The organism is Mesorhizobium sp. M5C.F.Ca.IN.020.29.1.1, assembly GCF_003997375.1.
Classification (GTDB): Bacteria; Pseudomonadota; Alphaproteobacteria; order Rhizobiales; family Rhizobiaceae; genus Mesorhizobium; species Mesorhizobium wenxiniae.
Genome location: NZ_RZSW01000856.1, coordinates 1 through 1,836 on the forward strand (window position 1 = coordinate 1; position 1,836 = coordinate 1,836).

The following is a 1,836-nucleotide window of genomic DNA, read 5'->3' on the forward strand; positions in this document are numbered from 1 at the left end:
CAGCCGCGAGCTGATCGATGTCGCGCTCCAGTGACAGCGACGGCTTGTGCGATGCGACAGTCAGCATTGACATGTGACCAAATGCTGTCCGGATTGGGATCGTGATGCCCGACCGAATGCCGAAGTCGCCCGCCTCAGCGTAGAAGGCGCGAACTCGAGACGATACCTTTCTCGGGGTTACGGTCGCCCACGTAAACGCCTCCAGTGTTGTCCGCGCGGTCTTGACGACCGGATCGATATCCTTGTAGTCGCGATCAAAATAACGCTGCTGCCACTCAACTGCATAGTTCGATACCGTGTAGGTCCGCACTGGCTGGATGTTCAAGTAGGCATAACAGTCGAAGCCGAGCTCACGGACCGCATCGGTGAGCGCTTCCTTCAACATCGCCTCTGTCCTCGCAAGTGACGAGATGTCAGACAACTTCTGGAACCAGGTTCTCAACACTCGAACCTCCTGTTCGGCGTTCGCCGTTGTTGCTGCTGTTGACTTCCGCTGAAAACTGACCCGGGAAATGCGGATCACTCCCGTCCTGGATTACGGGCGCTCTGACGATCCAGGGTGCTGGAGTGCAAAACTGTGCCCTGCCGATAGGGAGGTACACCGGCAGGGCACGCCACGCACGACGCCGTCGTCGAAGAGTTTTCCGCATGGGCCTCGTGCGGACATCAAGAACAGCAATGATGTTCTTGATGGAACTGTATTCAGCCAAGCCGCCGGTTGTCAACTCGCTTCTCGAGAACTGCCGACAGCGCACATCAACGACTAGACTATGATTTGATCGGAATAGGTCGTCAGCTGCGCGCAACCGGCGGCCTTCGCCTCCTGGACTCGGCTGCGTTGCGTAGGCGCCGGTGGGTTCCGACCCCTTACACCGAGCAAGCCGCGTCGGCCGTCCAAGGTAGGCAAGGCTTCCGAACGCTGCCTGTTTGAGGTCACGGTCACTGCCGACGCGTTCGATCGGGCAACCCAGGCCGGGCGCTTACCGTTCAAGAGTCAAGACGGTCCTTGCTCTTTCCAGATCTGCAGGCGTATCAACTCCGTAGCTCCGCACTGGCTGGATGTTGAGGTAGGCATAACAGTCGAAGCCGAGCTCACGCCCCATCCAGCGCTTCGAAATGGACCCTTCTGGCGGAGAGGGACACCGGCAGGGTGCCGCGGCGATAGGTCGCGGTCGCTCTTGACATTCCCAGAAACACGCGGAGTTACCGTTCCCGCCGCCGGGCGAGCTCTGACGTGGGTTGCGCCGAATCTAACGGTTTTTAGCTTTTCATTGAGCGCATGTACGGCCCGGCATGATCAGTGGCGAGGAAAATAGGAAGTTGACCGGTCGGCCTTGCCGGTCGGGCTTGTCGGGCGCTCGATCCAAAGCGTCATCTGAGGTGGAAGTTCTCCCGCGTGCAGGCGAAAGATCTGTTCGTCCAGTTCCTTATCTTCCGTCGTCAGACGATGGTTGAGGCGAAGGTAGTCGGTCCAGGTCGGTGTTTGGAATGCTTCTGTCCATTGGTGAGGCTGCTGAAGGTTGCGCTGGAGCGTCCAGCGCCGGGCACCGACGCGGCTGTGTACATGGCGGCGCTCGCGCATGAGGTCCAGGAACACCTCGACATTTTGCTCGGCGATCAGGTACTCCACCTTGACCACGATGGGACCACTTCTCGGCTTTAGTTTGAGGGCGACTGCTGGCGCGTCGAATTCATCCAAAGGATCTGGCTCGGAGTCGTGGCGCTCACGAAGTGGAAACACGACGCCGGCTGCAGCGACCAAAAGCAGAGCTCCAGCGGAACCCTCCAGCGCCAAGTTCAGGGAGTAATTCTGCGCCACCGTGCCCCACACCCAAC

Annotated in this window: 2 protein-coding genes; both read right to left on the reverse strand. The window is 59.4% G+C overall.

The features are described 5' to 3' along the window. On the reverse strand, positions 1-385 hold a 385-nt coding region (locus tag EOA85_RS34295), incomplete at its 3' end, for an autoinducer binding domain-containing protein (RefSeq protein WP_206523453.1). 912 nt (positions 386-1,297) lie between these two features. Then, on the reverse strand, positions 1,298-1,836 hold a 539-nt coding region (locus EOA85_RS34300), incomplete at its 5' end, for an MFS transporter (protein ID WP_206523454.1).